Raw genomic sequence first — 26,130 nt, 5'->3', positions numbered from 1 at the left:
ACGTGCCGAGCCTGCGAAAACCCGGCGACGCCGGCGATCTTCCCCGGGATACTGGTCGCCCATGGATGAAGTCAACGTCGTCGTCGCCCATTCCGAGCGCGCGACCCTGCGCGTCGGCGATGTGTTCCTGAAGGTGGACGCCGATCAGGCGCGCATCGACGTCGAGGTCGAGGCGATGTCCCTGGCGCCGGTCCCGACTCCGGAGGTCCTGTGGCGCAAGCCGCCCGTGCTCGCGATCGCCGCGCTTCCGGGGACGACGCTCGGACGGCTCGGCGGGCCGTCGACCGGGTCGCCGGCGGCATGGGCCGCGGCGGGTGCCGCCATCAGAAAGCTGCACGACGCACCGCCGCCGCCCTGGCCGGGCCGGGCAGGCCGGAGCAGCGGCGCCCTGGCGGCGGAACTCGACGACGAGTGCGAGCTGCTCGTGACGAACGGAGTCCTGCCCGCGGACCTGGTCGGCCGCAACCGCCAGGTCGCCGAGGCCGCACTCCGGCCGTGGACTCCGGCGTTCACCCATGGCGACCTGCAGATCGCGCACGTCTTCGTCGACGGCGACGAGGTCACGGGCATCATCGACTGGTCCGAGGCGGGCAGGGGCGACGCCCTGTACGACCTCGCCACGTTCACACTCGGACACGAGGAGCGCCTCGACGACGTCATCGCCGGCTACGGCACCGGCATCGACCTCGAGGTGATCCGTGCGTGGTGGTCGTTGCGCAGCCTGCTGGCGGTTCGCTGGCTGATCGACCACGGCTTCGACCCCTTCGCACCGGGCTGCGAGGTCGACGTGCTGAGATCCCGGATGTGAGGCGCGGTCCTGTCGCTGAGAGCCGGCAGCGCCTGCGGGTGAGTGCGGGCTCCGCCGGGCCTGCTCGCCCGGCCGGTGGCCCCGACGTCAATCAGTTGCCCCCTTGCCGTGGTGCTCGGGCCGATCCGGGGCACGAGACAGGGGACAGGGAAAGGTGGTTGTCGTGGCGGACTCTTCGCTCAGGGCTGTGGGGTGGGCGCGCTCGTTGCCGATCAGCAGCGGTGTCAAGGCGGCGCGTGACTGGACGCGCTCGCACGTGGAGGACCTGGAGTGGTCCCGCAGTGCGCCGGAGACGGTCGACGCCGTGCTGCTGACGGTCTCGGAACTCGTCACGAACACGCACGTCCATGCGCGCAGCACCGCTCAGCTGGTCCTGGCCTGGGACGGCGAGTGCCTGCACGTCACCGTGCACGACAACAGTCCGCGGATGCCCAGACCGCGTGAGAGCGACGAGGAGTCGACCGGCGGGCGCGGGCTGCTGCTCATCGACGCGCTCGCGGACACCTGGCACGCCCACGAGTGCCCCCGCGGCAAGGACGTCACGGCCTGCTTCCGGCCGGAGAAGACCGACGGGTGAACCCTCGGCACCGTTCGGCGCGGGATCCGGGCGGCAGCATGCGCTCGGACGCTCACCAGTCCCTGGTGGCGATCATCTCCTCCACGTCTGCCTCCGTGAACCCGTAGGCCGACGCGAGGAACCAGAAGTCCTCGGCGATCTCCTCGCGTGCGACCGTCTCGATCTCGCTCCCCGCCGCATCGAACTCGGTCTCCAGGAGGTTGAACTCCCCGTGGACGGACTGACGCCCCGCTCATGCCTCCAGCCACTGACAGCGGGCCTCAGCGCCGCCGATCTTCGCGCCACGGCCTGAAACGGCGGCGCCCGTCGTCTGCCGCACGCTCGGGCATGCGCCTTGTCACTCAGGTGTCCAGCAGCGACGGGACGATGATGTCCTCGCTCGTCAACAGGCTCTTCGACAGCCCCTGTTCATGGTGGTAGCGGAGAAACGTGTCGAGGACCTTGCGGTTCGCCCCGAGACCGTAGGGCCACCAGTCCTCGCCCAGAAGCGCACGGTTCTGCTCGAAGAGGCTGCTGAACCAGGGAGTGACGACCTCCATGTGCTGCTTGATTGCTCCGTGGCGGTACTTCTGCTGGGCGATCTCCTTGGCCTCGCAGAAGGCGCGGTAGACCGAGGCCATCAGATCGGCCTGCTGCGCAAGCTCCCGGGGGACGGCGACGACGTGCATGGCGGGAAAGATGCCGGTGCGCCGGTAGTAGTCGCGCTCCACGGTCTCGTACGCGGGGAACAACCGGGCGATCTTCGGTGAGCCGTCGATCAGGGACCGGGGGACGTCGACCGAGATCAGCGCGTCGATCTCACCGGACTCGAGCATTGCACCCAGGGTCTCGCCCTCGGCCGCGTGCCGTACGTCCACTCCCTCCGGCACGGGCTGCGGTATCCAGTCGAAGGCGGGGACGGGATGGTTCGTTCCCCCGATGACCCAGCGGGACCGATCGGGCCGCAGGCCGTACTCGTCGGAGAAGATGCCCTTCATCCACACACCGGGGTCGTGCCCGAACATCGCGAACTCGCCGATCGTCTTCCCGGCGAGGTCCTGCGGCTTCTCGATGCCCGCCCCCGTGTTCACGAAGACGGCCGAGTGCCGGAAATTGCGGTTGGGGAAGATCGGCAGCGCGAGGAAGGGCGACTCCTCGAGGTCGAAGGTGCGCAGGAAGTAGGTGAGGCCGTACTCGGCGACGTCGTAGTGCCCCTCGGCAGTGCGCCGGAAGATGTCCGACACGAGTGACGCCGTCTCGAAGGTGGCGTTCGCCCCGTCGATCGGCACACGGCCGTCGAGCAGCGCCTCGGTGTGCTCGTAGGTGTAGGCGGCGACACGAAGGTCCGTACTCATCAGGGAATCCCTCACTTCCGTGAATGAGCTTTCACTTTTAAGGTAGAACTGCGGGTGATGCCCGTCAAGGTGAAAGACCATTCGCGTTGAGAGGGGTTCACTCGTGCCACGCCTGACACCCGAGCGTCGCGAGGCCAAGCGTGCGGAGATCGTGGCAGCGGCGCGCCGCTGCTTCTCGCGCGACGGCTTCCACCAGACGTCGATGCCCGACATCGCGGCGGAGGCCGGTGTGTCCCAGGGCGCGCCGTACCGGTACTTCGAGAGCAAGGACCAGATCGTCCTCGCCATCGCCGGTGACGCCTTCCGGCTGATCTTCGGCCCGGTCGAGAGGCTGGCCGCCGAGGCGGGTCCCGCTTCCGTCGCCGATCTGACGGTCGCCGCACTCGATGCGCTGGCCGTGGAAACCGTGCGTGACGCCGCCGGCCACGAGGTGCCGGTCGACGAACTGCTGCGCTGTGCCGTGCAGACCTGGTCGGAGATGCTGCGCAACGAGGCGGTGCGGTCGCCGGCCGTCGAGGGTTTTGACTCCGTGCGCCGCAGCATCGCGGGAGCCATCGAGCGGGGCCGGGCCGCCGGCGCCGTTCCACCGGCCGTCCGGCCCGATCACGCGGCCCGTGTGGTGATGGGCCTGCTCCACGGATTCCTGCTCCAGCGCGTCGCCTTCGGCCTGACGGACACGGCGCGGTACGGCGCTGACATCCGGGCCCTGCTGCATCACCCGTGAACGCTGTCCGAAGCTGTCGGGGGCGGCGGAAGGGGGGCCTGGCGAGGAGTCACGAATCGAGCTGACGCAGTCCGTCCTCCCAGCGTCGTCGACGGGCCGCCTCGTCCTGCTCCCACCACGGTGGGGCGCCCCGCTCGCCGAGGGCGACCTTCGCGGTGTTGACGCGCTCGCGCGAGACGCGTTCCGCTGCGGCGTCCTTCTGGCGGAGGGCGACCCCCACCGCCCGGCGAGCGGCCATGAGGTGGGATCGCAGCCGGGCCGCGGCGTCGTCGGGTACGGACGGATCGGTGGCCCGCCACCTGCGTCCGCGGATCACGACGAAGTGGCCGTCCGGGGTGTGTTCGGGTTCGGTGCGTCGATTCACCTGGGTCGTATTCCGCGGGCGCGCGCCCGTGAACCAGCGGCCGGGCGGACTCGCTCGCCCGGATGCATCCCCCACGGCTGCCGACGGGCGACCGGTAGCCGCAGGGCGCAACGCAGGCGAGCGGGTTCAGGCGCTGTGTCTGCCGTCCAGGACGGCGATCGTCCACGTGCCGACGCCTTCGGACGGTGTGACGGTCATGGTCTGGGGCTTGCCGGTCTCGACGAAAACCAGGCCCACTGTGGACACTCCGCACCGGACCTTCTCCGGCTTCTCGGCGGGGTCGGTGTCGATGCTCACCGAGCCGTCGCCCTTGCATTCCGCGATCACCGTGTAGGCGCCCGAGGACGGAGAGAAGGGTCCCAGAGTCGTCTCCTGACTGCCGGAGACGACCGGCAGCAGCAGCTTCTTCTCCTTGCCGTGGACCTGGTTCCGGACCCAGGCCGATGTCCTGATGCCCTTGTCGGCCGGCCGGGCCGTCGCGGTCGGCGTCGTGGACGCGTCCGGTGTCTCCGTGCCGCTGCTTCCCGCTTCGACCGAGGTGCAGGCTGTGGCGGACAACAGGAACAGAACAGTGATGGCGTTTCGTCGGAGCATGAACGCACCTTTCCGGCGGAGCCGTCACCGAGCTTCGGTTCCGCTTCTGGCCGCGGAGTCCCCCCTGGATCCACGTGATGCCCGGATCGAAGCACAGAGATCGTCTCCCGGCGCCCGACGGCTTCGAAGATTGAGCAAACTCAGAGCTTCGCGCCGAGGGCGCGGTCCGGCCGCCGAGGGCGTGGACCGGCATGGGGGAGTGGCCGATCCGCTGTGGACCGGGGACCGAAGAGCGTCACACGCGGAGCAGCAGGCGCACCCGTAGACCCTCGGACGAGGAGGAGGACACGTCCAGCTTGTCCGCGACCGAGGCGGCGATCGTCCAGGCCCAGCCGTCCGTGAGCGCCGCCTCGACCTCGCCCTGGGGTTGCGGCTCGTAGGCGATGTCCAGGTCGACCCAGTCGTCACCGGCGCGGGCCGTCACGGCGGCCACGTCGATGCCGTGCCGCTGAGCCGCGAGGATGAGTTCCGAGACCGTGAGCAGGGCATCGGAGCGGGCCGACGGGGAGCAGGACGGCATGCTGTCGAGCAGGCGGCCCAGTGCTTCCTTCGCTTGCGCGGCGTCAGCCGGGCGCCCGGTGAGCGGATGATCGACGGGCAGGGGTGTCATGCCTTCTCCTCAGTCTCCGTATCCGCACTCCGGCGGACGGACGGTCCTCAGCCACTCGTGACCTCGACCGCGCAGTTCAAACGCCGTAAGGGCGCCAGATCGGAGGCTTCGGCCAGGCGCCACGGACCGGCGCAGGACACCGCGGCGCGGGCCGCGCGGGACGTGTCGTGCCAGGAGTGCACCGGCTGAGCGGCGTCGCCCGCCTTGAAACGGGCCTCCGCCCGCACCCAGAGGGTCAGGTCGTCGGACGCGGGCGGGTGGTGCCCCGGGGAGAGCGCGGGGAAGCGCCGTCGCATCAGCTCGGGATCGGGCGGGACGCGGTCGTACGGCTCGACGTCGACGCCCACCCGGCCGTGCCCCACGGCGGCCGCGACCAGCCCCTCCGCGTGACTCGCGCTGACCCCCAGCCACGGGTGGGCCCGGAGGAAGGGCCTGCCGTGGCCGGCGCGGTCGCAGTCGGGGCAGTGCTGGCGCAGCTCCACCTCGGCCGCCGGGCTTCCGGTGACCCGGGCGGCGCACCAGCGCAGCAGCAGGCGGGCCGCCAGCACGTCGTCGCGGCGGGCCGGGACCCGTGCGCGTGCGAGCCGGCTCCGCTCCCAGTCGGCGAGCGTGCGCTCGTCCGCGGCGGGGGAGGCCAGCACCTCGGCGGTGCGGGCGAGCACCACGAGCGCCGGCGCGCCGGCCCGCCGGGACGCGGGCCCGCCCGTACGCGTGCTCACGCCGGGGCGGTGCCCGACGTGCTGAGGAACCGCTCGCGGATTCTGTCGAGCGTGCGGAAGTCGTCGATGGTCGACGTCTGGAGGTCGATCGTCTCGCCGCTGATCGATTCGAGCAGGTCGATGAACTCGAGGAAGTCCATCGAGTCGATCAGCCGGGCCTCGATGAGGTCCTCGTCGGGAGCGATGCCCCCTTCGAGCCCGGGGTTCTTCTCGTGGATCCACTCGATCACGGATTCCATGGCGGTGCGCGGTCCTTACTGTGCGGAACGGGTGGGGGAGTCGGAGGCGCCGGCGTCGCGCCGGACGCGGTCGAGCACGTCGAGGGCGTTCTCGGCGGACCCGTGCGTGAGGATCATCGCGTGGACCCAGCGCTCGACGCCGAAGGCGACGCAGGCGCTGAACGCGCTGCCGTGCGTACCGGCGCTGATGCCGAGGCGCTCACCGAAGAAGTTGCGGTGCCGGTTCACCGAGGCGATGGCCGTGCCGTCGGAGACGCTGTACTCGTGCTTGACGGGATCCAGGGCCATCAGCCGGGCCCGGGAGCCCTGCCGGTCGTAGAACGGATCGTCCGCCGCCGCGCGGGTCAGCCCGAGACCGAGCCGCTCGGCCAGGTCCGTGACGAACTCCGCGCCCCGGTCGAGATGTTCGACGCAGCCGTCCTTGGTGCCCAGGTACAGCACCTCGCGCATGTGGAAGCCGTGGAGTCTGCGCAGTCCGTCGTAGTGGGTCTCGTTGCGGAAGCAACGGCCCGTGGCGGACAGGCGCAGCCCCTCCTCGCCGACGTCCTGCCCCTCCAGCGACAGCAGCAGGCCGTAACAGGTGGCGGAGGGCAGCAGGTGTCCGGTCGCCCGCAGCGCGGCGTCCACCGGCGGTCCGCCGTCGGCCAGCGCGTCGAGCCCCTCCGGGTCGAACCGGCCCGCGGGAACGCCCAGATGCGGGAAGTTGCGGAAGTAGTCCAGGCGCGCGAGGCCCGCGGCCGGCAGCAGCGGAGGGCCGAGGCACTCCGGGGCCGCCATCCGCTCGGCGAGGCCCAGCAGAAGAGCGTCCAGGCCGCGCAGGAGAGCCGTGTGCACGGGGTCGAGCGCGAGCAGTCCGGCGCCGGGGCCGCGCAGCTGTGGCAACGGCCGGGTGGAGGTGTTCATGCAAACCGCTTCCTGGGAAATGGGCGGGGCGCGGAGAAGCCGGGACATGCGGGGGCGAACCGACGGTGGTGTGCCGTCAAGAGCGCGGTCACGGCGTCGAGTTGTGGACAGTAGAGCGCTCCCGCGGAATTTGTCTAGACCATAGGGCCATCGTGCCCCCCGGTGGCTTGAATGCCGCTTTCTGCGGCTCAAAAGGCTTTTAAATGCAGGGACTTGACAGCGCACGCGGTCTAGACCAGTGTTCGAGCGCTCCTTCGTCCCGCTTCTCCCACCGGGCTGACGGCGGAGCGGAGCGCCGTCACGGCCGTGCCGTGTGCGCGCCCAGTCGAACCGTCGGACGTCGCCGAAGGACCACGATGCCCACCACAGCGCCCGCCCGCTCCCGCCGACCCCGCCTGTACCGCGCCGCCACCGACCGGCCCTACTTCAGCGCCGACGGCGAGTCCTACCTCGCCCAGACCACCCTGCGCGAACTCGACAAGACCCGTCCGCTGCGGGTGCTCTCCGCCGAGCAGTTCGCCCACTGGCAGAGCTACGGCTACGTCATCGTCCGCGAAGCGATCCCGGCCGCCTCCGCCCGCCGACTGCTCGACTTCACCTGGGAGTTCCAGGGGCTCGACCCCGACCGCCCGCACACCTGGTTCGAGGACCGGCCCTGGCGCTCCCAGCTCGACCGGCAGCTGCACATCTACGGCTTCGTGGAGGCCTACCACCACCAACTGCTCTGGGACAGCCGCCAGAACAGCCGGGTGTACGACGCCTTCGTCGACGTGTGGGACAGCGAGGAGCTCTGGGTCACCCTCGACCGGCTGAACCTCAACCCGCCCAACCGCGGCAATCGCGACCGCGCCCTGATCGATCCCACCGACCGCGGATTCGACATCGAACTGCACTGGGACATCGACACCACCCTCGGGGTCCCTCCGCAGCGGGTGCAGGGCATCATCGCCCTCAATGACACCGGCCCCGAGACCGGCGGCTTCCAGTGCAACCCCGAACTCTTCAACCACTTCGACCGGTGGGCACCGCTCCAGCCCGCGGACCGCGACCCGCTCCGCCCGGACGCCGACCGCGACGCGTTCCCCGTCGTGCGGCCCGAACTGCACCCGGGGGACCTGCTCATCTGGAACGGGCTCCTCGCGCACGGCGTGGCCCGCAACACCTCCGAGAACGGCGTGCGGGCGGTGCAGTACCTCTCGATGATGCCCGCGCTGGAGGAACACGACCGGCTGCGCACCTCCCGCGTCGAGTCCTGGCGTCACCTGCGCACCCCGCGCTGGAACCGCACCCTCGTCGGCGACCCCGTACGGCACGAGTCCCAGCGCTATCCGACCGCCGAACTCGACGACCTCGGACGCCGCCTGCTCGGGCTCACGTCCTGGCACGAGCCGGCTCCGGCCGCCCACGCCGAGGAGAGCGCGTGCGCCGCATCTGCCTGACCCTCCCCACCGACCGGCCCTGCGCCCCGGCCATCGACGGCATCGCCCGGGAAGCGGCCCACGGGGCCCGCGCCTTCGGCGTCGAGGTGCACGTCCTCGTCCTGGACTCCGCCTCCGCCGCCGCGCGCGCCGAACACCGCGCGGTCGTCGAGAACCTGGCACCGGCACCGGGCGTCGTCGTCCACCACCTCGACGAACAGGCACAACGCGTCCTGCTGCGGGACCTCGCCGCCACCGCCGCGCCCACCGACGCCGACCGGCTGCTGGAACTGCTGCTGCCCGCCGGAGTCTCGTACGGCGCCTGTACCGACCGCGCGTTCCTCGTCGCGGAGACACTCGGCTGCGCCTCGGTGCACCGCAGGGACTCCGACAGCGGCTACCAGGAACACGCCGGCGAGACCGTCTTCCCGATCCGGCAGGAGCTGGCCTTCCTCGACGCCGCGGCGTCCGAGGCCGCGGAGCGGGTGTCGGCCCGCAGACTCCGCCCCGACACACGAGACCGCCAAGTCGCCCTGGTGGGCGGATCGTTCATCGGCGAGATGTCCGTCGACCTCGACGGGATACGGCAGCGCGACCCCGCCGCCTACGAGCGGATCCTCACCCTCACCGTGCCCGACGACTATCCGGCGCTGTGGCGTGCCACGCTCGCGACCGAGTCCTTCCGCGGCGGCGGCACCACGCCGTTCACCGGGGACCGCACCACCCTCACCAGCGTTCCGCCCACCCGCGTCGACATGTGCAACATCGCCCTGTCCCGCGCGGTGTACACGCGCGTCCCCCTGCCCCCGGCCAGGGACACCGTCGGCAGCGACTACTTCCTGCTGCACGTGGTGCACGACGCCGCCCTGCCCGGTGTGCTGCACAACCGGCACATCGTCAACCACCACACGTCGGACCGGCGCACCGACGAGGCGTTCCTCGCCTATCAGGTCAGGCTCGCCAAGTACTTCCTGGCCGTGCCCCGACTCCACGCAATCCACACCGCCCTCGCGGCCGCGGGCCCGGACCTGCTCGACGGGGACGGGCGGGTCCGGACCGCCGCCGTCGCCGACCAGGTGCGCCTCAGCGCCGCCGACCCGCGCCCCGGGGACGCCCACCGGCTGGACACCCTCGACGCCGTCCTCCGGGAACTCGGCGGACGCTGGGCGGACGCTGCCGACCTGCTGGCGGCCCGCCGGGACCTGCTGCTCGCCGAGGCGCGCACCGACATGGCGGACTTCGCGTTCCTGCTGGACGCGTGGCCCGCGCTGATCCGCGCCGCCCGCGCCCGGGCGACGGTGAGCGCACGATGACGGAAGGCACTTCCCGCATGTACGTCCACGCCGAGCGTGCGCCGGAGACCGCCGACAGGGAACGCGCACACACCGTCCCCTTCACCGCGGGAGCCCCCCGCAGCGGCCCCCTCGCGGCCGGGCAGACCAACATGATCCGGTGCATCCTGCGCGACGACCCCGTGCAGATCAACATCCATGACGTGTGGCCCGCACCGGACGGCACCTCCGCGGAAGCCGCCATCGACGCCCTGCGCGCCCTCGTGGAACGGCACGAGGCCCTGCGCACGACCTTCCCGCACCGCCCCGGCGAGCTGCCCGACGAACAACACGTCGCGGCCGAGGGCACCTTCGAGGTCACCGAGCGCCCGCACCCCGCCGGCCCCGGGGAACCGCACCGGTACGCCGAGTCCGTGGCCCGGAACGCCCGCCACGGCCGCTTCCGGCTCGACCGCGACTTCCCGCTGCGCCTCACCCTGCTCACCCGCGACGGGGTCGTCACCCACGTGGCCCTGGCCGCCAGCCACGCCGCGGTCGACGGCACCGCGCTCGCGATCCTGCACGACGAATGGCACACCCTCGTCACGGGCACTGCCCTGCCCGCCCCGACCGCCCTCACCCCGCTCGACCTCGCCGCCGAGGAGACCTCGTCGGCAGGACGCCGCAAGAGCGAGGCATCGCTGCGCTACTGGGAACGCGTACTGCGCACCGCGCCCCAGGCGATGTTCGCCGAACCACGACTGCGGGCCGGCGACTCCCGTACCGCGCAGCTCTCCCTGCGATCGGCGCGGGCCGGAAGGGCCGTGCGCGCCGTCGCCCTGCGCACCGGAAGCCCCGCCCCGACCGTTGTGCTCGCGGCCTGGTGCACCCTGGCCGCACACCGGGCGGGCCAGCGCACCTGCGTCGCCGCGGCGCCGACCTCGAACCGGAACCGGTCCGGACTCGCCCGCAGCGTGACCACCCTGTCCCAGGACGCCCTGCTCAGCCTCGACATGAGCGGCCCGACCTTCGACGCCGTGCTGCGCAGGACGTGGGGCGCGGCCCTCGACGCCTACCGGCACAGCAGGTTCGACTCCGTACAGCTGTGGGAGACGATCGACTCGGTCACCCGCGAACGCGGCAGCCGCTTCGCCCGCGACGTCGTGTTCAACGACGTGAGCAGCGTGCCCGCGACCTCCGTCGGCACGGCGGAATCGGCCCGCGACGACGCCTCCGACGAACTCTCCCTGACCTGGGGGCCCGAGCAGGAGCTGCCCACCCGCCTGCTCACCTTCGTCCACGCGGTCGAGCCCGACCTGCGCCTGTCGATGTGGGCCGACCCCGCCCTCTTCACCCGCGAGGAGGCCGAGGAACAACTCACCGGACTCGTCCGCCTGTTGGAGGCCGCCGCGCACGCGGACGTGCCGCTCGAAGCACTCACCGACCTCACCGGAGTGCGTCCCGCCTCCCGCGACGCGGACTGGCACCAGGTCGACGACTGCTGGATCTCCCGTACCGCGGTCGAGCGGGCCGTGAGCGACGCGGCGGGCAGGCTCCCCGCCCATGTCGCCGTCACGGACGGCCCCGCCGGTGCCGCGCCGGACGGAAGCGGCAGCCGGCTGGTCGCGTTCGTCGCGGCGGCGCCCGACGACCGCACACCGACCCCGCACGCCGTCCACACCGCGCTGATGGCGCAGGTCGCCCGGCGATCCGAACTCCTCGCACCCCACCACTACGTGATCGTCCCGAACGCACCGCACGACACCACCGACACCGCGGCGTGGCACCGGCTGCCCGTCCTCACCGAAGGGAACGGCCGCCACCGGCCGATGTGACATGACCATCGACGACGACCCCGACGCGCCGCCGCCCAGCCCCTGGCGTTCGGCCCCCTTCCGGCTGTTCTTCACCGCTCGCAGCGCCTCGCTGCTGGCCGACGGCATGCTGATGGTGTCGCTGACCACCGCCGTGCTCGCCACCGGCTTCGGCCCCTCGGGCGTCGGCTACGCGCTCGCCGCGTGGATGGCCCCCATCGTGCTGCTCGTTCTCGTCGGGGGAGTGCTGGCCGACCGCTTCTCCCCGCAGACGACGATGGTCGCCGCCGACCTGCTGCGCATGATCGCCATGTTGCTCATGGCCGCGCTCCTCGCCTTCGGCGATCCGATGCTGTGGCAGATCATGACGCTCATGGCGCTCAGCGGCGCCGCGACCGCCCTGTTCCAACCGGGCCTGGCCGGTCTCGTGCCGCAGGTGGCGAAGGACATCCAGCGGGCCAACGCCCTGCTGCGCGTCTCCGAGGCCATGAGCGCCCTGCTCGGCCCCGGCCTCGCCGGTCTGCTCGTCGCCTACTGGGACGTCGCCGGCTCCTACACGGTGATCGCCGCCGCCTACGCCGTCAGCGCCCTCGGGCTGCTTCCGCTGCGCCGCCTCGCCACCCACCGCGACGAGGAGACCGCGCCCATCTGGCACCGACTGGCCGTCGGCTGGCGGGAGTTCCGCTCCCGCGACTGGCTGTGGAGCGTCATCCTCATCTGGTCGGTCTTCGGGCTCTTCGTCTTCGGTCCCGCGCTGCCGCTGGGCGCCGCGCTCATCACCGAGCAGCACGGCGCGAACGGATACGGATGGATCGCCTCCGCGGACGGCGCGGGCACGATCATCGGCGGCCTCCTCGGGCTGCGCGCCCGCCCCCGCAAGCCGGTCGTCGCCGGGGCGCTCGCCATGCTGATGTTCGCGCTCAATCCCCTGGCCCCCGCGCTCGGCTGGCCCTTCGCCGCCACGGCCGCCGCCCACGTGCTGGGCGGCTGCGGATTCGCGTTCTGGGGGGTGATGTGGGCGACGAGCATCCAGACGCACATCCCGCTCGCCGTCCTCAGCCGGGTCTCCGCGTACGACGTCGCCGGCTCCATCATGGTCATCCCCCTCGGCCGCGCCCTTTCGGGACCCGCCGCCGAGGCGTTCGGCGCGGCGCACGTCCTGGAGTTCTCCTCCGCGGTCGCGGTCGTCCTCCTCACGGTCATGCTGCTCGTCCCCGCCGTCCGGCGCCTGGGACGCGAACCCCGGGAAGCCGTCCCCTCGTCGCCGGCCCGACTGGCACCGGCGGACGGCTAGACCGGCCCGGTGGCACCACCTGCCGAGGGGCCGGCATCACCTGTGATGCCGGCCCCTCGGCCGTGTCCGTGTGCGGCTCATGCGGCGAACCATGCCTGACGTCAGATGCGGCCAGGCCCGGTGGGGCCGGTCGAACCGGTGCCGGGGGCACGGTGCGAGCCGTAGTGGGTGCCGATCTCCTGGTGGTACTCGGCGTTGCCGAGGTGCTTCTCCTTGTCGAACTCCGGGGCGCTCTTGATCTCGTCCTTGGTGCGGGAGACGTGGATCGTGCGCGCCTCCGCGTCGACGGACGTGATGGTGCCCGCAGGCAGCAGCACCTCCTTGCCGAAGATCCAGACACCCGTGTCCACGACGATGTACTGGGAGTCGACGTCGTCGGAGTGCTTGTCGACCTTCCCGATGTGCCCGTCCGTGGCCTCGACCTTGTAGCCCGTCACATCCGCGTCCACCGTGTGGCCCGCGGTGGTCGGGTAGTTCCAGATGTTCTCAGTCATCGTCAGACCTCCGTGCGGATCGTCTTCCGGCGGACTGCCCGTCCGCCTCCGTCCAGGTGGCCCGAGGAGCACTTCGTAAACACCGGATCCGCACGAGGTCTGCGCACGCGTCGAGCGGGCATACGGGCATCTCCGGAGCAGCGATCGGACGATCCGCCGCTCCACCACGACGATGCGTCCAGAACGACCCAGGGGGACTCGATGCCAGCCGTCATACCGGACAGACCGGCCAGCGGAGCGGAAGACCGCGTACGCCCCGGCACCGGGCGCTCTCCCCGGGCGGCTGTCGCCGGCGCCGTCGGCCGGTCCGCCGTGCGCATCGCCCTGCTGACGGCGGTGCAGACAGGGCTGATGATCGGCCTGGGCCTGCTGATCACGGGTCCCGCCCGCGGACTGTGGCCCCTCGCGCACGAGGACGCCGTGGACGAAGGGCTCGAAAGGATACGGACCGGCGCACTCACCGACGTCTCCTTCGTCGCCTCCGAAGCGGGCAACACGCTCACGATCATCATCATCACGGTGCTGGTGTGCCTGGGGCTCGTACTGATCCCCCGTCGGGCACGATGGCGCGAGACCGTCTTCCTGTCCGTCGGCGTGGCGCTCCAGTCGCTGGTGTTCCTGTTCATCACCCTCGCCGTGGACCGGAACCGGCCCGAGGTCGACCGGCTCGACGCCTCCCCGCCCACCTCCAGTTACACCTCGGGTCACACCGGGGCGGCCACCGCGCTGTACGCCGGCCTCGCCGTCCTGGTGCTCTCCCGGACACGGGGCCCCTGGCGCAGGGCCGTCGGATACGCCCTGCTGCTGCTCCCGTTGCTGGTGGCCGCGGCGCGGCTGTACCGCGGCATGCACCACCCGACCGACGTCATGGGCGGCATGCTCAACGGCTCCCTGTCGCTGCTGATCGTCGGCCGCGCCGTCCTCACCCGCGACACGAAGGACGACGCGGCCGGAGGCGTCCCCGCGCAGGCGGCCGCCCCCGCGCCCGACGGGCAGCGGCGCGGCCCGGCCGTGGTCGTCTACAACCCGCTCTCCGCCGACGCGGCCGTCCTCGACACCGTGCGGCAGAGCCTGTCCCGCCACGGATACGCCGACGCCCGTCTCGTCGAGACCACCGCGGACGACCCGGGCCGCGGCCAGTGCGTCGAGGCCCGCGACGCGGGGGCTTCCCTGATCGTGGTCTGCGGCGGCGACGGCACCGTACAGGCGGCCGCCGACGCCCTCGCGGACAGCGACGTACGACTCGCCGTCGTGCCCTGCGGCACCGGCAACCTGCTGGCCCGCAACCTCCACCTTCCCCTGACCCCGAAGAAGGCCCTGGACAGCGCGCTCGGGGGCACCGCCCACCGCCTGGACCTGGGCCGCGTCGAGGGCGACGGTCTCCCCGCCACCCACTTCGCCGCGATGTCCGGAGCCGGCCTCGACGCGGCGGTGATGAAGACCACCGGGAGCCGTGCCAAGGCCGTCATCGGCTGGCTCGCCTACGCCCTGGCCGTCCTCAGGAAAGTGCGCTCCCCGCGCATGGAACTGACGCTGCGTCTCGACGGGGAGCAGCCCCTGCACCGCACCGCCCGCATGGTCCTGATCGCCAACGTCGGAACGCTCCAGGGCGGCATCTGCCTCGTCCCGGCCGCCCGGCCCGACGACGGGATGCTCGACCTGCTGATCCTCGACCCGCACGGCCCGTGGGGCTGGCTGCGCACCCTGAACACCCTGCTCCGCACGACCGCGTCCTCCCGGCCGGCCGAGCGCGAGCCCGACGGCACGCGGGCCCCGGCCGGACCGGTCGAATACTTCACCTTCCGGCAGGCCGAGGTGCAGTTCGACACGGCACAGCCCCGGGAGATCGACGGTGACCCGGTCGCTCCGGGACGCGTGCTGCGCGCCGAGGTGCGACCCGGGGCGCTCACCGTGATGCTGCCCTCCGGAGGCAACTGACGTGGGAACCGCGACCCGGGTGCCGACGACGCGAGACATGGCCGGCGACGAACTCTCCGGCGACGAGGCCCTCGCCACGCTGCGCAGGTACGGCCGCTGGCCACTGCTGCGCGACGCGTTCATGCGCTTCCGCTACGCCGACGGCTTCAGCCACTCCCGCGCCCTCGCCCTGCAGACCGTGCTGTCGGTGGTGCCTCTCTCGATCGCCTTCGTCGGACTCTCCACCGCCGTGCACACCGAGAGCGTCGGACAGATGGCCGAACTCACCATCCACCGCATCTCGCAGGGCCCCAGCGCCTCGGTCGTCGAGGACGCGCTGGACCGCAGCCGGCAGCACGCCGGAGACGGCAACCAGCTCGCCCTCTGGTTCGGCCTGATCTTCTCGCTGGTCAACGTCACCACGGCGATGTGCCAGATCGAGCGAGGAGCCAACCGCATCTACGGCTGCGAACGCGACCGCCCCTTCGCGCAGAAGTACACCCGCGGCCTGCTGATGGCGCTGACCGCCGGTGTGCCGCTCGGACTGGGATTCATCATGGCGGTCGCCGGCGACGACCTCTTCGAGGCCGCTGCCACCGTGTACCACCTGGGCGGCACCGCATCGACCGCCTGGAACCTGCTCCGCTGGCCCCTCGGCCTGCTCCTGGCCCTGCTCTCGGCCAGCGTCATCTTCCGGCGCTCACCACGACGGGTCCAGCCCGGATACACCTGGCTGGCCTTCGGCGCGGCCGTCTACCTCGTGCTGTGGTCCCTGCTGACCTGGGCCCTGAGCATGTACTTGAACCTCAGCGGCTCCTTCGACACCGTCTACGGCCCGCTGAGCGCCTTCATGTCCCTGCTGCTCTGGGCGTACCTCACCTCCATCGCCCTGTTCCTCGGACTCTCCTTCGCCGCACAGCTGGAGGCCGTCCGGGGCCAGCGGCCCGAACCGATCCAACCCGACCCGGGAGTCTGAACCATGGTGGTGCGCGCCGGCGCCCGTCGTCTCCAACAACACCGTCGCCAAGTGGCCGACCGGCGTTTCGTCATGCGTCTGACCGGCGCGGCGACCATCGCCGCGCTCGCGGCAGCCCCCTTCGCCCTGCTGGTCGTCCTCGTCGAGAGCCGGTGGACGCCGCTGCACCGGGTCGACGAGAGCGCGGCCCGACGCCTGCACGCCGTCGCGACGGACCATCCGGCGTGGACCCAGGCGCTGCGCGTCCTGTCCAACTGGGTCTGGGACCCGCTGACACTGCGCGGCGCGGTCCTGGTGGTCACGCTGTGGCTCCTGTACCGGCGTGCGTGGCGCCTGGCCGCCTGGTCGGCGACGACCGCGGTGGCCGGCGGTCTGATCGGGCTGGGGGCCAAGCTCCTGGTCGAACGGGCCCGGCCGTCCCTGGCGGACCCGGTGGCGCACGCCCCCGGCTACTCGTTCCCCTCGGGCCACGCGATGACGGCGACCACGTCGTGCGCCGTCCTGCTGCTGGTCGCCCTGTCCCTCGTCCCGCGCCGTTGGCGGCCCGTGTGCTGGGCGCTCGCCGTGCTCTCGGTCCTCGGTGTCGGATTCACCCGCGTCGCCCTGGGCGTGCACTGGTTCAGCGACATCGTGGGCGGCTGGCTCCTGGGGGCCGCCGTCGTCACCCTGACCACCTGGGCCTTCGAGGCGTGGCGGACGGACGCCGGTCTGCGGCCGACGCCCCTGGCGCAGGGCCTGGAACCCGAGCTGCGCACCGAACGGACCGCCGCACACCCCGAGCGGTCCCAGGCATGACACCCGACCGGGCGGCAGCGGCGCGGACGGCGACCGGTGGCGGATCGGCACCGTGACCGCGCCGCTCGCCGCGGCGCAGTGCATGATGCGTGCATGTACGAGGAGTGGCTGTCGGCCCGAACCCGTGAGGCCGAGGCGTCCGTGCCGGCGCAGTTCGACCTGTCCCAGTGTGTCCGCGAGGAGATCCATCTGCTGGGCGGTGTCCAGTCGTACGGAACGGTCGTGGCGGCCCGCCCGCAGGACGGCGTGGTCGAGGTGGCCGCGGAGAACCTCGACGCGTTCTTCGGGATCCGTGCCGAGGAGCTGGTCGGGGAGCACGTCACGAGAGTGCTCGCCGACGAGGACTGGCAGGAGGTGCTGGAGGCCACCGCGGACGACGACGCCTCGGCCGTACTGCGCATCCCGCCCGGACCCGCAGGGGCCGGGGACGGGTTCGACCTGTCGGCCCACCGCCGGGACGGCCTCGTGGTCCTCGAGATCGAGCCGCGCCCCGTCGCGCGTACCGACAGCCGTGGTTCCGTGGGCTTCTACGACGGGGTGCGACGCGCCCTGCGCAGGCTGCGCGGCGCCACCACCGTGGAGGAATGCTGCGAGGCCGCCGTGCGGGAGGTGCGGGCCCTCACCGGTTTCGACCGGGTGGTCGCCTACCGCTTCGACGAGGTGAACGGCCCGGGCGAGGTGCTGGCCGAGAGCGTGCAGGACGGCTGGGAGCCCTGGCTCGGCCTGTGGTTCCCGGCCACGGACATCCCGCCGCAGGCGCGCCGCCTGTACGAGGAGAACTGGATCCGCGTCATCGCGGACGTCGACGACGCCACCGCTCGTCTGCATCCGCCGCTGCGCCAGAGCACCGGCCGTCCGCTCGACCTGTCGGGAGCGGCGCTGCGCACCGTGTCCGAGTTCCACCTCGAATACCTGCGCAACATCGGCGTGCGTTCCTCCATGTCCGTCTCGCTGCTGCGCGAAGGCGGGCTGTGGGGACTGATCGCGTGTCACGGCGGTTCCCCCGCGCACCTGACGCCCGAGGTCAGGTCCGCCTGCGAACTGTTCGGTGTTGCGTTCTCCATGCAACTCGCCGCCATCGAGGAACGTGAACGCGCGGACGTGCTCACCTCGTCCGCCGAGCGCGCCGCCACCGTGGTCCGGCACTTCACCTCGGACATCGAGACGTCACTCCTCGAACACGCCGACGCGGTGCTCCGGCTGGTGCGCGGCGACGGACTGCTGGTGGTGCGCGAGGACCGGGTCACCGCGATCGGGCAGGACGTGCCCGACGAACTGCCGGAGATCCTGCGGCGTCACGCGGCCCTGTCGGGGCCCGGACAGCTGTGGACGAGCGACCGGCTGCCCGAGCTGCTGGCCGCCGACGCGCTGCCGCGGACGACGGGCTCGCTGCCCGCCGGAGTGCTCGTTCTCCCGCTCGGCGACAGCGGCGACTTCCTCGCCTGGCTGCGCGTCGAGCGTCCCGTGCCCCGGCAGTGGGCGGCGGACCCCGCGCGGCCGGTGCTCGTCGGACCGCGGGGCGAGCGTCTCACCCCGCGCGGCTCCGGGGCGGTGTTCCGTTCGGTGATCCGTGGCCGCAGCCTGCCGTGGACGGCGGGCGATCAGGCGGCCGCGCAGGAGATGTGGCGCCTGCTCACGGGCCTCGTGCTGCGGCACGCGGACGAGCTGGCCGGCCTCAACACCGAGCTGCGCATGACGAACGACGACCTCGACTCGTTCGCCCACGTCGCCGCGCACGACCTCAAGGAACCGCTGCGCGGGATCTCCAACGCGGCGACGTTCACCCTGGAGGACGCCGCCGACCGGCTCGATCCCGTCAGCGTGCGCCGCCTGGGCACCGTGCGCCGCCTGGCCACCCGCATGGACGACCTGCTCAACTCGCTGCTGCTGTACGCCCGGACGGGTCGTGCCGGCCTGAGCCGCCGAGAGGTGGCGCTGGACGACGCGCTGGACGCCGCCGTCGAGATCGCGGGGGCGCGCCTGGCGGAGGAGCACGTCCGCCTGCTGCGCCCCGACCGCCTGCCGACGGTCCTCGCGGATCCCGATCGGCTGTACGAAGTGTTCCTGAACCTGTTGGTGAACGCCGCCAAGTACGCCGCCGACCGCGACGACCGGACGGTGCAGGTCACCGTCGAGGACGTGGTCGCCCCGGACGGGACCGCCGCCGCACCGGCGGTGGTGGTCCGGGACAACGGCATCGGCATCCCGGCGGAGCGCCAGGCGGATGTCTTCGACCTCTTCCGGCGTCTGCACGGTCCACAGGACCACGGGGGCGGCACCGGTGTGGGACTCGCCGTGGTCCGACGGATCGTGGAGCGCCACGGCGGCCGCGTCTGGCTGGACAGCGAGCCCGGCAGGGGCACGGCCTTCTGCTTCACCCTGGGTGAGGATCCCGCGCCGGGCGGGCCGGGCTGGATCTGTCAGCCGGGGGAGCGGAGCCAGTAGTCGATCGCTCCGGTCAGGACCGTGCGGAACAGGTCGAAGTTCAGCGGCTTGTAGACGTAGCTGTCGGCACCCGCGGCATGACAGGCGTCCTCCTCCGCCGGGGCTGTGGACGTCGTGAACACGACGATCCGGACCGCGGCCAGGTCGGGCTGCGCGCGGACCGCCGCCAGGACGTCGTGCCCGCTCATGCCTGGCATGTTCAGATCCAGCAGCACGACGCCGGGCGGGGTGCTGTCGGCGAGCAGCCGACCGGCCACCTCCTCGCCGCGGTCCATGAACTCCAGGCGCAGCATCGGATGGCTGCGGGCCAGTGCGCGCTCGATGGCCTCGGCGTCCTCCTGGGAGTCCTCCACGACGAGGATCCTGTCCATGTCGAGCTGCCGGGCGGTGCGCCCGCCGCCGTTGTCCGTCCTCATGACTTCACCTTCGCGATCAGCACCGCAGTGTCATCGTCGCCGAGCTGCCGGAACGCCGTCGAAGCGGCGATGAGGTCGGCTGCCGCCGAACCGGCTGCCGACCCGGCGAACTTGCTCACGATCTCGGGGAGTTGTTCTTCGAATTGGGTGCCGTCGGCGGACCGGGCCTCGATGAGCCCGTCCGTGAAGAGCACGAGTGCGTCCGAGCCCGTCAGGTGCAGGCGCTCGGGCGAGTAGTGGGCGTCCGGCACGACACCCAGCAGCAGCCCGCGGGACTCGACCGCCTGCACGCGACCGTCCGCACGCCGCCACAGCGGCCAGGGATGCCCGGCGTTCGCGACCTCGGCCGACCAGCCCCGGTCGGTGCGCTCCAGGGCGACCACGAGGGCGGTGACGAACCGGGACGTCTTCTCGCGTACGAGCGCCTGGTTGAGGCGGCTGAGCGCGGGCCCCGGTCCGACGCCGTCCTCCAGCACCGTGCGCAGGGTGTGCCGCGCCAGGCCGGTGAGGGCAGCGGCTTCCGCCCCACGTCCGCAGACATCGCCGATGAACAGGCAGACCCGGTCCTCGGACACGACCACGTCGTAGAAGTCACCGCCCACGTCGAGCGTGTCGTCGGCGACGGCGTACGCCGCGCTCAGCTCAAGTCCTTCCACCTGGGGCAGCCGAGGCGGCAGAAGGGACTGCTGCAGCGCCTCGACGTGCCGGCGCCGCTGCTCGTACAACGTGGTGGTGTCGATGGCCAGCGCGGCCCGGCGGGCCACGTCGTCGACCATCCGCACATGGTCGTCCTCGACGTCGTCGCGGCCGTACAGAAAGGTGAGCGTGCCCAGTGTGCGCCCCCGCGCCTGGAGCGGGCTCACGCTCATGGCCCCGACGTCCCCGAACGGCCAGGGTTCTTCGAGGGAGTCCCGGGCGATCTCGGCGCCGCTCAGCAGGACGGTCCTGTGGGGCGAGGCGTGGCGGTGCACGACGTCCGTGAGCCAGGAGCTGCCGTCCGGTGACTGCTTGAGCCAGCGCTGAACCGTGGCCGCCACATGGGCGACGGCCACCGGCGCGAGGCCGCCGTTCGCCGACGCGAGGTGCACCACGCATCCCTCGGCGACCGCGGGAACCGCCAGGCGGGCCACCCGTCGCAGCGTCTCCTCCGCGTCCAGACTCGCGTCCATCTGGAGCGACGCCTCCGCCAGGAACGCGTCGCGTGCGCGTCGGCGCTCGTGGAGCCGCTCCATGAGGAGGTGCCGGTTGCTGGCGATGAGGACGTCGGCCACCTGGGCGAGCTGTGCGCAGACCATGCGGGTGTCCGCTTCGGTCGCGGACTCCGAGAGTCCCAGCCAGAGCCCGGCGCTGTCGTCGGGCCCGAGGGGGAACACGCACTCCATCACGTGCGTGCCGCCACCGGCGCGAGCCAGCCGGGAGCCTTCCCCTGCCGTCGCGGGACCCACCGCCGGTTCCCGGCCGTCGGCGAGAGCCGGGGGCCACTCCGCACTGTCCGGCCAGTCCGGATCTCCGGGCCGTCGGGTGATCGCCTGTGCGTCGCCCGGCCGGAACGAGCGTATGTAGGAGCCGCCGCGTGACGTCCAGCGGCTGCCGATCACCACGACGACGGCGGGGTGCGCGGCCAGCGACGCGTAGACCGAGTCCGCGATCATGGTCACGTCGGTGACGCGCATCGCCTGCAACCACATGTGGTGCAGCGACTGCCACCATTCGGGCGGCTGTGGCAGGTCGGTCCGCGGTTGATTCGTCACGTCGCCATCATCCTACGAGGCTCCCGGACGGCCCGTCGGCCCGGCTGATCGCCAACCCTCCTGTACCCGGTGACGCCCAGGTCAGACGGCGCCGAGGGCAGTGGTGCCCCGTCACGATCCACCGGCACCGAGAGGGGCCTTTCGGCGTCGCCGCGCCTGACGAGCTCGGCGCTGCCCCAACAGCACCTTGACCAAGGCGCTTCATCAGGGAACGTGACGCGCGCCGCGCCGATGAGTTTCCAGGGTGCCGCCGGTCTGCCAGGGCATGGAGACTCGAGTACTTGAGACAGCCGGTGTGGACCTCGTCCTTGACGTTCGCGGGACGTTGCCGACCGCGGAGGGGCGCCCGCCGTTGTTCATGATCGGGCAGCCGATGGACGCCACCGGCTTCGCCGCGCTCGCGGCGCGCTTTCCCGAGCGGACGGTCGTCACGTACGACCCGCGGGGGATCGGGCGCAGCACCCGCAAGGACGGACGGGTCGACCACACGCCGCAGACCCAGGCCGACGACGTGCACGCCGTCATCGAGGCGCTCGGGGCAGGGCCGGTCGAGATGTTCGCCAGCAGCGGCGGCGCGGTGACCGCACTCGCGGTGGTCGCGAAGCACCCGGGGGACGTGACCACCCTCGTCGCGCACGAGCCGCCCCTCATCACGCTCCCGCCGGACGGCCCGGCGGCCGTGCGGGCGCGGGCCGGTGTCCGGGAGGCGTACGAGAAGCGGGGGTGGGGGGCGGGGATGGCCGCGTTCGTGGTGATGACGTCGTGGCAGGGAGAGTTCACCGACGCGTACTTCGCGCAGCCGGAGGCGGACCCCGCCGCCTTCGGGATGCCGGCGGACGACGACGGCACGCGTGACGATCCACTGCTGTCCGACCGGTCGTGGGCGGTCAGCGACTACCGGCCGGACGTCGAAGCGATCGACGCGGCGCCGACCCGCGTGGTGATCGCGGTGGGCGAGGAGTCCAAGGACGTGCTGACCGGACGCACGTCCGTCGCCACCGCCGAACTGCTCGGGCAGCGGGTGACCGTGTTCCCGAGCCATCACGGCGGCTTCTGCGACGGAGAGTTCGGATATCCGGGCAAGCCGGACGAGTTCGCGCGGCGGCTGCGGGAGGTCCTCGACGGGGCCTCCTGAGCCGCTCTCCGACCGGCTCCGCGGGACCCGCGGGCGGGCACGTCAGCCGGCGTACGGTGCCGGCCGGCGTGCTCGCCCGCAGTCGTGGTGACGGAGCGCTGGGCTTGTCGGAGCGACCCGGGGGTTCTACTTGTTCAGGGCCGACATGCCCTTCTCGTCGTAGCGATCACCGGCGGCCTCGGGGACCTCGGCATCGATGCGGGCTCTCCGAGGCGATCTCCCTCACCTTCGCGGCGAGCCGCAGGTTCGCCTGGAGCGATGACTGCGACAACTGTCAAAACGTCATCGACCTGCGCCGCGCCCGCCGCCACGCCACGGCCGAGCGAATCGCCCGCCAGTTGCCGCACCTGACCGACGTCGAGCGGAGCCGCATCCTCGAGGAGCACCTGTGCGAGCAGACCGCCGGCGGCCCCGAGGCCTTGGTCCGCCGCCGCGCGCAGCATGCCCGCCAGCGGCAAGAACGGGCGGATGCCATCGAGGAGCGCCGGGTGCACGAGCATGCCGAGCAGACGGCGGCCGCAGCCGCAGCCGCAGCACGCCAGCAGGCGATGCCGTATTGCAACTGCGGCGCCGCCGACGCGGCCGGACACTGCCCGATGTGCGCGAGCCGGGAGAGCACCGAGCGGCTGCTGCGCGACGCAGTTGACCTGGCCGTCGCAGTGCGGGCCGAAGGCCTCGGCGACACCGACCTGGCTGATCTGCGCGGTGCGGTGCGGTGCGGACACCCGGGCTCTGCTGGCGCGCGCCTGCGAGCGGAGGACCACGTTGGCTACGTGCCCCGCCGAGCGCGCCGAAGTTGGAGAGCTTGTGGCCCGGCGGATCCGCATCGAGCGCAGGCAGGCCGCCCTCAACCGACTGCGCGCGCTGCCGGTCGCGGTGGAGGCCGGTGACGCCGCCCACGCCGCTCACCGAGCCCGGTTCCCCCAAGCACCGCCGAGCGATGCGGACCAGGCCGCCGATCTTGCAGAACAGCGGGCCGCTGAGCAGCTGCTCAGCGTACGGCTGGATGCTGCCCTGGGGTCATACCGCACGGCATGACGTTCACCCCTCCATGCGTTCGACAGACAGCAGCCGCGGGGTCAGCAGATGGAGCGACCTGGGCGCCGAGGCCTTCCTCATCCTCCGCGCCGTCATCAGCAACAACGACTTCCCGGCGTACTGGACCTTCCATGTTCAAGCCGAACAGCGACGCCTCCATTTCGGCGCCGCCCAGGCCAACTGCAAACCAACTGCCCGAACGGGGAAATCCACTGCGGAGGTTTCGAGCAGGGGCAGAGTGAGCGACGGCTTGGAATCGTGCGACCTATCCGGTCCGGGCACCGGCATGATCAGGTCATGGGGAGACGCGACGGGACGCGGGGCGGAACTGCCAGAGGGTGCCTGTTCGACGGCTGCCTGGCTGTGCTCGTGCTGTTTCTCGTGTGCGTCATCGGGGCGTGGATCTGGGCGGCCACGGCGGATGACCGCGCCGAGGGAAAGGCCCGCGCTGACATGCGGTGTGGTGCCGAGGCTCGGCAAGAAGAGTTCGTCGGGGCGTCGGCCGACGGCGTGTTGGACGACAGCGAGATCGCTCGGCTTTTCTCCCACGAGAAGCCAGCTCATGGCCTGGTCGGAATCGAGCGGCACGGTCCTGACGTCCTGGTGACGGCAGAGCTATTGGGCGTCGGGCGGGGGGTCTTCCTCACCGGCGAGACACTCGTGACGGGGTGCTTCACCTTCACCGTCACACCGAATGGGGATGGCCATCGGCCTGCAGTCGCCGTCAAAGAACTGGCCGTGGAGAACGAGCCGCAGTCCGCGTGTGGGGCGGCGAAAGTACAGTCTCGCGGTGCCTTTCCAAGCCGCTGAATGAGGGATGGCGGCTGGATCGGTCAGACGACGTCCTGACCCGGAGAACCATTGTGATCAGCAGAGATCGATGCCGAAGGAACTCACTGGAGGAGAGCTACATTCCAGCCCTTTCGGTGCATCATGCCCAATGGGCGTCAGAGACGCCAGGAGCCGTGAATCATGTCTGTGGCGAAGCTTGTCCCGTTCCCCGGGGCGATCATTGCCGGCCTCGGCTGACCTGGAACATGCACGTGACTGTCGCCACTGCGAGGAGGCGGAATTGGAGCTCGTCTACGATAGTTGTGTGGTTCCCCCACGGGAGCAGGCCGAGCGGTGGATGGACCTTACGTCTACCTCCCAACTGCCGACTCGCGTCCGACCGAAAGCGACCGAGTCCTTTCCTGTGCGCGTCAGGGCTCTCGGACTGGGCGAAGTGCGTGTGAACACCGTCTCCCGCGCTGCTGAGACAGTTTCACGGACCGCGGCCTTGATCAGGCAGAACGATCCGGAGACCTACCAGTTGGAGTTGATCGCCTCTGGGCGTAAGTCTCTTGCGCACGCAGGGCAGAGCTGTGAACTCATACCCGGGCAGCTTGTCCTGTGCGACAGCTCCCAGACACTGGAGGCTCGCTCGGTGCCCTACGGGCCAGGTGGAGGTCGCGCCGCCTCGGTCTTGGTACATCTGCCCCGACGGCTGCTGCCGATACCTTCACGACAGGCCGCTGCCGTGATTGCCTCACCGATGCAGACCGACCAAGGCCCCGGCCTGCTGCTGGCGCAGTTCCTACGCGGACTGATTGATGGCGGATCCGAGTCCATGAGCGTGCAGAACTGCGGGCGGCTCGGTGTCATCACGCTCGACCTGGTGGGCGCAGTACTTTCCCACCAGCTTGAGCAGGATGCGGCACTGCGGGCGGACTCACGGGAACGGCTCCTGTCGCTGCGTATCCACGCATATGTGCGGCGCAATCTGATGCACGCGGACCTCTCGCCCGCCGCCATCGCAGCGGCACACCAGATTTCTGTGCGAACTCTGCAGCGCCTCTGCCGCGCTGAGGGCACGACGGCTGCCGCGCTCATTCGCTTGCTGCGTTTGCAGCGTGCCGCGCAGGCGCTGGTCGATCCGGGGCAGGCCGAGGTGCCGGTTCATGCGGTGGGTGCACGCTGGGGGTTCCCGCGAGCGTCTGACTTTTCCCGCGCCTTCCGGTCGGTGTACGGAATGCCGCCGGGGGAGTACCGACTCAAGGCGCGAGAGGGCGCGCCCGGTTAGGTTTCGTTGCGCGGATAGCTTGCTGGGGCATGTGACCGAAGTCGGCTGGGGCTGGTAGAGGGTGTTGTCGCGGAGCACGGCGAAGATGACGTCGGCTCGGCGTCGGGTGAGGCAGAGCATGGCTTAGGTGTGGTGCTTTCCCTGGGCGATCTTCTTGGCCTAGTAGGAGCGGTGGGAGTGACGGCTCACCCTCAACGCGCTCGATCGTCGTTCAGTGACCGGCGCACTTTTGGTTCCCAGGCGAGCCCCCGGGCTGGTCGGGAGGGTGTCGACGAATGCGTCGGCCGAGGGGGATCTGCACGTCACGCGGCGCGCAGGTGGTGCCTTCTGCGGGAGCGCGTGGTGAGCGCGGCGGCGCCCTGGTTGCTCTGACCTTCTGCGCTCGCCCTTGTGAGGGGTGAGGTCCGGGGGACTGTCGCAGCGGCAGTGCCT

Annotated in this window: 25 protein-coding genes and 1 pseudogene; 14 read left to right on the top strand and 12 right to left on the bottom strand. The window is 71.5% G+C overall.

Features of this window, described 5'->3' with window-relative positions; translation table 11 throughout:
- Positions 1 to 61: 61 nt before the first annotated feature.
- Both ABT127_RS30760 and ABT127_RS30755 read left to right on the top strand, forming a co-directional pair.
- Positions 62 to 808, top strand: a complete 747-nt coding sequence (locus ABT127_RS30760; RefSeq protein WP_351457043.1) for a phosphotransferase family protein — start codon at positions 62 to 64, stop codon at positions 806 to 808.
- Between the two features lie 163 nt (positions 809 to 971).
- Entirely contained in the window at positions 972 to 1,385 is a 414-nt protein-coding gene (locus ABT127_RS30755; protein ID WP_351457040.1) for an ATP-binding protein, read from the top strand.
- A 52-nt stretch (positions 1,386 to 1,437) separates the two neighbouring features.
- On the opposite strand, the pseudogene ABT127_RS30750 reads toward ABT127_RS30755, so the two are convergent.
- A pseudogene (locus ABT127_RS30750) lies at positions 1,438 to 1,593 on the bottom strand (DUF5713 family protein); the annotation flags it as partial.
- 133 nt (positions 1,594 to 1,726) lie between these two features.
- Positions 1,727 to 2,719: a 4,5-dihydroxyphthalate decarboxylase gene (locus ABT127_RS30745; protein WP_351457037.1), complete on the bottom strand. Its 993-nt coding sequence runs from the start codon at positions 2,717 to 2,719 to the stop codon at positions 1,727 to 1,729.
- A gap of 103 nt (positions 2,720 to 2,822) precedes the next feature.
- Here ABT127_RS30745 and ABT127_RS30740 point away from each other — a divergent pair, with 103 nt between their 5' ends.
- Positions 2,823 to 3,443 (top strand): TetR/AcrR family transcriptional regulator, encoded by a 621-nt coding sequence (locus ABT127_RS30740; protein ID WP_351457034.1) that lies wholly within the window; start codon positions 2,823 to 2,825, stop codon positions 3,441 to 3,443.
- 49 nt (positions 3,444 to 3,492) lie between these two features.
- On the opposite strand, the gene ABT127_RS30735 is transcribed toward ABT127_RS30740, so the two are convergent.
- The 6 genes from ABT127_RS30735 to ABT127_RS30710 form a co-directional block, all read right to left on the bottom strand.
- Positions 3,493 to 3,807 (bottom strand): hypothetical protein, encoded by a 315-nt coding sequence (locus tag ABT127_RS30735; protein ID WP_351457031.1) that lies wholly within the window; start codon positions 3,805 to 3,807, stop codon positions 3,493 to 3,495.
- A gap of 126 nt (positions 3,808 to 3,933) precedes the next feature.
- Entirely contained in the window at positions 3,934 to 4,401 is a 468-nt protein-coding gene (locus ABT127_RS30730; RefSeq protein ID WP_351457028.1) for a hypothetical protein, read from the bottom strand.
- 235 nt (positions 4,402 to 4,636) lie between these two features.
- Entirely contained in the window at positions 4,637 to 5,011 is a 375-nt protein-coding gene (locus ABT127_RS30725) for a hypothetical protein (RefSeq protein ID WP_351457025.1), read from the bottom strand.
- A 47-nt stretch (positions 5,012 to 5,058) separates the two neighbouring features.
- Positions 5,059 to 5,730 carry a 4'-phosphopantetheinyl transferase family protein gene (locus ABT127_RS30720; RefSeq protein ID WP_351457023.1) on the bottom strand — a complete coding sequence of 224 codons (672 nt, stop codon included), beginning with the start codon at positions 5,728 to 5,730 and terminating at the stop codon, positions 5,059 to 5,061.
- Entirely contained in the window at positions 5,727 to 5,969 is a 243-nt protein-coding gene (locus tag ABT127_RS30715; RefSeq protein WP_351457020.1) for an acyl carrier protein, read from the bottom strand. The genes ABT127_RS30720 and ABT127_RS30715 overlap by 4 nt, the downstream gene beginning before the upstream one ends.
- Positions 5,970 to 5,984: 15 nt before the next feature.
- Entirely contained in the window at positions 5,985 to 6,872 is an 888-nt protein-coding gene (locus ABT127_RS30710; RefSeq protein ID WP_351457017.1) for an aminoacyl--tRNA ligase-related protein, read from the bottom strand.
- A gap of 356 nt (positions 6,873 to 7,228) precedes the next feature.
- Here ABT127_RS30710 and ABT127_RS30705 point away from each other — a divergent pair, with 356 nt between their 5' ends.
- Genes ABT127_RS30705 through ABT127_RS30690 form a run of 4 tightly spaced genes read left to right on the top strand, consistent with a single transcriptional unit; the run spans position 7,229 to position 12,669 of the window.
- Positions 7,229 to 8,311, top strand: coding sequence for a phytanoyl-CoA dioxygenase family protein (locus tag ABT127_RS30705; RefSeq protein ID WP_351457014.1), 1,083 nt, complete (start codon positions 7,229 to 7,231; stop codon positions 8,309 to 8,311).
- Positions 8,293 to 9,603, top strand: a complete 1,311-nt coding sequence (locus ABT127_RS30700; protein ID WP_351457011.1) for a DUF6271 family protein — start codon at positions 8,293 to 8,295, stop codon at positions 9,601 to 9,603. Before ABT127_RS30705 ends, ABT127_RS30700 begins: the two co-directional genes overlap by 19 nt.
- Positions 9,604 to 9,620: 17 nt before the next feature.
- On the top strand, positions 9,621 to 11,396 hold the full coding sequence (locus ABT127_RS30695; RefSeq protein ID WP_502971810.1) for a condensation domain-containing protein: 1,776 nt from the start codon (positions 9,621 to 9,623) through the stop codon (positions 11,394 to 11,396).
- A 1-nt stretch (position 11,397) separates the two neighbouring features.
- A complete protein-coding gene (locus tag ABT127_RS30690) occupies positions 11,398 to 12,669 on the top strand; it encodes an MFS transporter (RefSeq protein WP_351457006.1) in 1,272 nt (423 codons plus the stop codon).
- A gap of 101 nt (positions 12,670 to 12,770) precedes the next feature.
- Here the strand turns inward: ABT127_RS30690 and ABT127_RS30685 are convergent, their stop codons facing one another.
- A complete protein-coding gene (locus ABT127_RS30685) occupies positions 12,771 to 13,163 on the bottom strand; it encodes a PRC-barrel domain-containing protein (RefSeq protein WP_351457003.1) in 393 nt (130 codons plus the stop codon).
- 201 nt (positions 13,164 to 13,364) lie between these two features.
- On the opposite strand from ABT127_RS30685, the gene ABT127_RS30680 reads away from it, so the two are divergent.
- The 4 genes from ABT127_RS30680 to ABT127_RS30665 all read left to right on the top strand — a co-directional run bounded on the left by ABT127_RS30680 (position 13,365) and on the right by ABT127_RS30665 (position 19,296).
- Entirely contained in the window at positions 13,365 to 15,101 is a 1,737-nt protein-coding gene (locus tag ABT127_RS30680; RefSeq protein WP_351457000.1) for a bifunctional phosphatase PAP2/diacylglycerol kinase family protein, read from the top strand.
- 1 nt (position 15,102) lies between these two features.
- The gene (locus tag ABT127_RS30675) at positions 15,103 to 16,056 is read left to right on the top strand and encodes a YihY/virulence factor BrkB family protein (protein WP_351456997.1); all 954 of its coding nucleotides are present in this window, start codon (positions 15,103 to 15,105) and stop codon (positions 16,054 to 16,056) included.
- Between the two features lie 3 nt (positions 16,057 to 16,059).
- Entirely contained in the window at positions 16,060 to 16,851 is a 792-nt protein-coding gene (locus ABT127_RS30670) for a phosphatase PAP2 family protein (RefSeq protein ID WP_351456994.1), read from the top strand.
- A gap of 93 nt (positions 16,852 to 16,944) precedes the next feature.
- Positions 16,945 to 19,296 carry an ATP-binding protein gene (locus ABT127_RS30665; protein ID WP_351456991.1) on the top strand — a complete coding sequence of 784 codons (2,352 nt, stop codon included), beginning with the start codon at positions 16,945 to 16,947 and terminating at the stop codon, positions 19,294 to 19,296.
- Here ABT127_RS30665 and ABT127_RS30660 read toward each other — a convergent pair.
- Together ABT127_RS30660 and ABT127_RS30655 are read right to left on the bottom strand one after the other, a co-directional pair.
- On the bottom strand, positions 19,272 to 19,712 hold the full coding sequence (locus ABT127_RS30660; RefSeq protein WP_351456988.1) for a response regulator: 441 nt from the start codon (positions 19,710 to 19,712) through the stop codon (positions 19,272 to 19,274). The genes ABT127_RS30665 and ABT127_RS30660 overlap by 25 nt on opposite strands.
- Complete coding sequence (locus ABT127_RS30655) at positions 19,709 to 21,463, bottom strand: PP2C family protein-serine/threonine phosphatase (protein WP_351456985.1); 1,755 nt, start codon at positions 21,461 to 21,463, stop codon at positions 19,709 to 19,711. The genes ABT127_RS30660 and ABT127_RS30655 overlap by 4 nt, the downstream gene beginning before the upstream one ends.
- A 265-nt stretch (positions 21,464 to 21,728) precedes the next feature.
- Between ABT127_RS30655 and ABT127_RS30650 the strand changes: the two genes are divergently transcribed.
- A complete protein-coding gene (locus ABT127_RS30650; protein ID WP_351456983.1) occupies positions 21,729 to 22,598 on the top strand; it encodes an alpha/beta fold hydrolase in 870 nt (289 codons plus the stop codon).
- Between the two features lie 134 nt (positions 22,599 to 22,732).
- Here the strand turns inward: ABT127_RS30650 and ABT127_RS30645 are convergent, their stop codons facing one another.
- The gene (locus ABT127_RS30645) at positions 22,733 to 23,323 is read right to left on the bottom strand and encodes a hypothetical protein (protein ID WP_351456980.1); all 591 of its coding nucleotides are present in this window, start codon (positions 23,321 to 23,323) and stop codon (positions 22,733 to 22,735) included.
- A 610-nt stretch (positions 23,324 to 23,933) separates the two neighbouring features.
- On the opposite strand from ABT127_RS30645, the gene ABT127_RS30640 reads away from it, so the two are divergent.
- A complete protein-coding gene (locus ABT127_RS30640; RefSeq protein WP_351456977.1) occupies positions 23,934 to 24,446 on the top strand; it encodes a hypothetical protein in 513 nt (170 codons plus the stop codon).
- 7 nt (positions 24,447 to 24,453) lie between these two features.
- Positions 24,454 to 25,698 (top strand): helix-turn-helix domain-containing protein, encoded by a 1,245-nt coding sequence (locus tag ABT127_RS30635; protein ID WP_351456975.1) that lies wholly within the window; start codon positions 24,454 to 24,456, stop codon positions 25,696 to 25,698.
- Positions 25,699 to 26,130 lie beyond the last annotated feature (432 nt).

This window comes from Streptomyces sp. NPDC001904, assembly GCF_040297005.1.
Classification (GTDB): Bacteria; Actinomycetota; Actinomycetes; order Streptomycetales; family Streptomycetaceae; genus Streptomyces.
Note: the sequence above shows the minus strand (reverse complement) of the source record. Positions and strands in the feature narration are given on the sequence as shown.

Coding starts and splice junctions, on each gene's coding strand:
- ABT127_RS30635 (WP_351456975.1), top strand. CDS start 24,454: ATGGCGGCTGGATCGGTCAGACGACGTCCTGACCCGGAGAACCATTGT.
- ABT127_RS30660 (WP_351456988.1), bottom strand. CDS start 19,712: ATGAGGACGGACAACGGCGGCGGGCGCACCGCCCGGCAGCTCGACATG.
- ABT127_RS30670 (WP_351456994.1), top strand. CDS start 16,060: ATGGTGGTGCGCGCCGGCGCCCGTCGTCTCCAACAACACCGTCGCCAA.
- ABT127_RS30685 (WP_351457003.1), bottom strand. CDS start 13,163: ATGACTGAGAACATCTGGAACTACCCGACCACCGCGGGCCACACGGTG.
- ABT127_RS30705 (WP_351457014.1), top strand. CDS start 7,229: ATGCCCACCACAGCGCCCGCCCGCTCCCGCCGACCCCGCCTGTACCGC.
- ABT127_RS30640 (WP_351456977.1), top strand. CDS start 23,934: ATGGGGAGACGCGACGGGACGCGGGGCGGAACTGCCAGAGGGTGCCTG.
- ABT127_RS30665 (WP_351456991.1), top strand. CDS start 16,945: ATGTACGAGGAGTGGCTGTCGGCCCGAACCCGTGAGGCCGAGGCGTCC.
- ABT127_RS30745 (WP_351457037.1), bottom strand. CDS start 2,719: ATGAGTACGGACCTTCGTGTCGCCGCCTACACCTACGAGCACACCGAG.
- ABT127_RS30710 (WP_351457017.1), bottom strand. CDS start 6,872: ATGAACACCTCCACCCGGCCGTTGCCACAGCTGCGCGGCCCCGGCGCC.
- ABT127_RS30715 (WP_351457020.1), bottom strand. CDS start 5,969: ATGGAATCCGTGATCGAGTGGATCCACGAGAAGAACCCCGGGCTCGAA.
- ABT127_RS30650 (WP_351456983.1), top strand. CDS start 21,729: ATGGAGACTCGAGTACTTGAGACAGCCGGTGTGGACCTCGTCCTTGAC.
- ABT127_RS30680 (WP_351457000.1), top strand. CDS start 13,365: ATGCCAGCCGTCATACCGGACAGACCGGCCAGCGGAGCGGAAGACCGC.
- ABT127_RS30730 (WP_351457028.1), bottom strand. CDS start 4,401: ATGCTCCGACGAAACGCCATCACTGTTCTGTTCCTGTTGTCCGCCACA.
- ABT127_RS30725 (WP_351457025.1), bottom strand. CDS start 5,011: ATGACACCCCTGCCCGTCGATCATCCGCTCACCGGGCGCCCGGCTGAC.
- ABT127_RS30695 (WP_502971810.1), top strand. CDS start 9,621: ATGTACGTCCACGCCGAGCGTGCGCCGGAGACCGCCGACAGGGAACGC.
- ABT127_RS30760 (WP_351457043.1), top strand. CDS start 62: ATGGATGAAGTCAACGTCGTCGTCGCCCATTCCGAGCGCGCGACCCTG.
- ABT127_RS30690 (WP_351457006.1), top strand. CDS start 11,398: ATGACCATCGACGACGACCCCGACGCGCCGCCGCCCAGCCCCTGGCGT.